General features: G+C 68.7%; 4 protein-coding genes and 1 pseudogene. All 5 read right to left on the reverse strand.

What is annotated here, in order from left to right:
• The coding region (locus VTU_RS0102260) for an RnfABCDGE type electron transport complex subunit B (RefSeq protein ID WP_010100330.1) at positions 1-384 on the reverse strand (384 nt) is incomplete at its 3' end.
• The gene (locus tag VTU_RS0102265) at positions 381-1,844 is read right to left on the reverse strand and encodes a polyhydroxyalkanoate depolymerase (RefSeq protein WP_010100332.1); all 1,464 of its coding nucleotides are present in this window, start codon (positions 1,842-1,844) and stop codon (positions 381-383) included. The genes VTU_RS0102260 and VTU_RS0102265, both read right to left, overlap by 4 nt.
• A 172-nt stretch (positions 1,845-2,016) precedes the next feature.
• Positions 2,017-3,036, reverse strand: coding sequence for a Bug family tripartite tricarboxylate transporter substrate binding protein (locus VTU_RS0102270; RefSeq protein ID WP_438873571.1), 1,020 nt, complete (start codon positions 3,034-3,036; stop codon positions 2,017-2,019).
• Positions 3,037-3,096: 60 nt separating this feature from the next.
• Positions 3,097-4,296: pseudogene (gene metC, locus VTU_RS25365) on the reverse strand (cystathionine beta-lyase); the annotation flags it as partial.
• Positions 4,262-4,483, reverse strand: a 222-nt coding sequence (locus VTU_RS0102280) for a rhodanese-like domain-containing protein (RefSeq protein ID WP_010100334.1), incomplete at its 5' end; no start/stop codon positions are given. The pseudogene metC and the gene VTU_RS0102280, both read right to left, overlap by 35 nt.

A 4,483-nucleotide genomic window follows, 5' to 3' on the forward strand; every position in this document is an offset into this window, starting at 1 on the left:
GCAACAGGATTCGATGACGCTGTGCAGCAGCTTGTTCGCGCCCACGATGGCGTCGGTGGGGCAGGCCTTGATGCACAGGGTGCAGCCGATGCACCAGGCTTCATCGATGAACGCCACCGCGCGCGGCCCCTGCGTGCCGTGCGCGGCGCTCAGGGGCAGGGGGGGCATTCCGGTGATGGCCGACAGGCGCGCAATGCCCTCGGCGCCTCCGGGCGGGCATTGGTTGATCGCCGCCGACCCCTGCGCGATGGCCTGCGCGTAGGCTGCGCAATCGGGGTAGCCGCAGCGCGTGCACTGCGTTTGCGGGAGTGCGGCGTCGATCCGCGCCGCAAGCTCGGCGGTCCGGGCGGCCGGGGTGTCGGCTGCTTGCAGTCGTCGGCTCAAGTCTTGTGTGCCGTGCTGCTGCGGCGGCTGCGCGCGGCGCCCGGGTCGGATCGGGTGGGTGCTGCGGCGGCGGTGTCCGGGGACGTCACCCAGCGGGTGGCCACGGTGGCTCGCGCGCCCGCTGCCTTGGCCGTCAGCTTGCGGGCCGGCGGCGGCGGCTCGTCCGGGGTTTGGCTTTGTTCTGCCACGGGCGCTGCGTGCTCATGCTCCAGGATGAAGGCGCGCACCTGCGGGTAGACCATTTCGCGCCAGCGGCGGCCGCTGAAAATGCCGTAGTGGCCGGCGCCCTTGGCCTCCAGGTGGCGCTGCTCCTTGCGCACGATGCCGCTGCACAGGTCATGCGCGGCCTCGGTCTGGCCTGATCCGGAGATGTCGTCGAGCTCGCCTTCCACCGTGAACAGCGCGGTGGTCCTGATGTCCTGCGGGCGCACGCGCTCGACTTGGCCTTCGGGCGAGCGCACGTCCCAGGTGCCATGCACCAGTTTGCATTTCTGGAAAACGGTCTCTATGGTTTCCAGGTAGTAGTCCGCGTCCATGTCGAGCACCGCGTTGTATTCGTCGTAGAACTTGCGGTGCGCTTCGACGCTGGCGTCGTCGCCCTTGATCAGATCCTTGAAATAGTCGTAGTGGCTGGACGCGTGGCGGTCGGGGTTCATGGCCACGAATCCGGTGTATTGCAGAAAGCCCGGGTACACGCGCCGGCCCACGCCGGGGAAGTTGTCCGGCACGCGGTAGATGACATTGTTCTCAAACCACTCGAAGCTGCGGTTGTTCGCCAGGTTGTTCACGGACGTGGGCGACTTGCGGGCGTCGATGGGGCCGCCCATCATGGTCATGGTCAGGGGCGTCGTCTCGCCCCGGCTGGCCATCAGCGAGACGGCCGCAAGCACGGGAACGGTGGGCTGGCACACGCTGACCACATGGCAGTTGCCATGCACGGCCTGCAGGTGGCGGATGAACTCCTGCATATAGTTCACATAGTCGTCGAGGTGGAATTCGCCTTCGGACAGCGGCACCAGGCGCGCATTTTTCCAGTCGGTGATGTAGACCTTGTGCTCCCGGAGCATGGTGCGCACGGTGTCGCGCAGCAAGGTGGCGTAGTGGCCCGAGAGCGGCGCCACGAGCAGCACCGCGGGCTGGGCGTTGAGCCGGGTGAGCGTGGCCGGCTCGTCGGAGAAGCGCTGGAAGCAGCGCAGCGTGCAAAACGGTTTGTCCAGTTCCTCCCGCTCGTGCACGGCGACGCTCACACCGTCCACGTCCACCGCGTGGATCTCGAAGGCCGGTTTTTCGTAGTCCTTGCCCAAGCGGTAGAGCAGTTCGTACCCGGCGGACATGTATTGCGCCAGCGGGCTTTCGCTGAACGGGGACATCGGGTTGCTCAGGAATTTGGCAGCGGCCTGCGCAAAGCCGGTAAAGGGTTCGATCAACGAGCGCTGGGTTTCATAGATGTGATAGAGCATGGGGTGGGTTTTGGCTTGCGTTGCAGTCAATGTAGCAGACCGGGGTAGCCCCGGGTGCCGGCTTGGTAATGCGCTGGTAAACGGGCGCATGGCGCGGTGACAGCGTCGTACGCGCAGGATACGTCATCATGGACTCGCCACGCCCGGTGCCGTGGCCGGCCCTCCGGGGCACTTATTCCACAGTCATCCCGGCGAGCTTGACCAAGCGGCTCCAGCGGGTGATGTCTTGCCGCAGCTGCGCTGCCAGTTGCTCGGCGTCGCCGGCGACGAGTTCGCCGCCGGCGTCGGTAATTTTCTGCACCACCCCCCGGCTTCTGAGGATGCTCGTGATGGCCTGGTTGAGGTAGGCCACGCGCTCGGGCGGCGTTCCTGCGGGCGCAAAGAAGCCGTACCAGTCCTCGAACTGCATTCCTTTGAAGCCCTGTTCTTCCAGGGTGGGGACGGCCCTGAAGTGGCCCACGCGGCGCGGGCTGGAGATGGCGATGGCCCGGAGCTTGCCCTGCTGGATCGCGCCGGACACCGAGGAGGTGGAGCTGATCATCAGGGTCACCTGTCCCCCCAGCAGGTCGAGCAGCGCGGGGGCCGCGCCGCGGTAGGGAATGTGCGTCATGGGAATTCCCGCGTCCTTTTCCAGCACCACGCCCAGCAGGTGAGACAGCGTGCCGTTTCCCGGGCTGGCGTAGGTCACGCTGCCGGTGTGCTCCTGGGCCATTTTGCGCAGGTCGGCCATGCTGCGCAGGGAGGAATTTGCCGGCACCACCAGCACCAGGGGCGCGGCGTTGATCTGGGTGATCGCAACGAAGTCCTTGAGCGGATCAAAGCCGGGGGCTTTGTACAGCACCGGGTTCACCGCCATGATGGACACTTGGGAGAGCAGCAGGGTGTAGCCGTCGGGCTTGCTGCCGGCGACGGATTGGGCGCCGATGTTGCCGCCCGCACCCCCCTTGTTTTCTGCCACGGCGGGCTGGCCCGTGGTGCGCGCCAGTTCGTTCGTGACGAGGCGCATGTGCATGTCATTGCCGCCGCCGGCCGGAAAGGGGGAGACCACGTGGATCACCTGGCTCGGGTAGTCGCCGACCTTGGGCAGCGGGTCGGCGGCGTAGCCGGTGCCCGGCAGGAGCAGTGGGGCGGCGCACAGCGCCAGGGTCTGGCGGCGGCGCATCCGGAATGCAGGGGGCAGGGGGCGGTTCATGGGGGCTCCTGTCGGGGTCTGGTTGCGGGGGGCGGTGGTGAATTGCGCGGCGGCGATGGCTTGCATCAGGTCCTGGCACAGGTCCTCGGGCGATTCCAGGCCGACGTGCAGCCGCACGAAGCTGCCGCGCCCATGCCATGCGCCGACGCTGCGCAGCGCGGCAGGGTCGATGGGCACGGCCAGGCTCTCGAACCCGCCCCACGAGGCGCCGATGCCAAAGCATTCCAAGGCGTCGACGAAGCGGTCCCGGCGCCCGGGGTCGGGGTCATGGAACTCGACCGCCAGGAGCCCGTTGCCGCCCTTGAAGTCGCGCTTCCAGAGGGCGTGGCCGGGGTCGTCGGGCAGGGCGGGATGGAACACCCGGGCCACGGCGGGTTGGCGGCCGAGCCACTGCGCCACGGCGAGCGCATTGCGCTCGTGCCGCTCCAGGCGCAGCTCCAGGGTGCGCAGGCCGCGCAGTGCCAGTGCGGCGTCGTCGGGGCTGACCGTCTGGCCGGTGGATTCGCTGAAATGCGCCAGGACCGGGTAGGCGCGTTCGTTGCACACGGCGGCGCCGAGCAACAGGTCCGAATGCCCGGCGATGTATTTGGTCGCGGCGAGTATGGAAATGTCCGCCCCCAGCGTGAGCGGATTCAGCAGCCAGCCCGAGGCCCAGGTGTTGTCCACGGCCAGCCAGGCACCGCAGGAGCGGGCCAGCGCGGCGAGCGCGGGCAGGTCCAGCATGTCGTTCAGGAGCGAGCCCGGCACTTCGGCGTAGATCATCCGCGTCTTTCCCGGGCGCAGTCGGGCGGCGACGTCGTGGCCGTCGGCGGCGTAGAACTCGCAGTCCACGCCCCGGGCCGGCAGCCAGGTGCTGCAAAAATGCCGCACGGGCGCGTACACCGCGTCGGTGATCAGCAGGTGCTCCCCAGGGCGCAGCAGGGCCATCAGCACCTGGGTCGCGGCCGCCAGGCCGGTCGGGTAGAGCTGGGTCCGGTGGCCCTTTTCCAGTTCGCTGAGCGCGTTTTCCAGGGCAAACGTGGTTTGCGTGCCGCGTGCGCCGTAGCTCAGGACCTGCCGGGTCTGGCGCTGCTGCCGCGCGGCGCGCCATTCGGCCACGCTGTCGAAGACGACGGTGCTCGCGCGCATGACGGGCGGGTTCACGGGCCGGGGGCCCTGGCCGGCGGGCGGGCGGCCGGTTTGCAGCAGGCGCGTGGTGCGGGTCGGTTGCATGCGCGCTCCCGCTTCAGGCGATGCGGTAGGCCGCGAGTTCCCGGGCATCGAGCTGGGCGACGAGGCCCGTCTCCCAGGCCAGGTAGCGCCGCGCGGCGTCCTGGTTGCCGTCGTGCCGGTCGTGCACGAAGAACAGGTAGTCGATGCACTGGGCGTCGTCCGGCGTTTCGGGGCTGCTCTCGAGCGCGTGGCCGGCCCGCTCCCACGCCTCGACGCCGCCGGCCAGCAGCTGGGG

It is taken from the genome of Verminephrobacter aporrectodeae subsp. tuberculatae At4 (assembly GCF_000193225.1).
Classification (GTDB): Bacteria; Pseudomonadota; Gammaproteobacteria; order Burkholderiales; family Burkholderiaceae_C; genus Acidovorax; species Acidovorax aporrectodeae.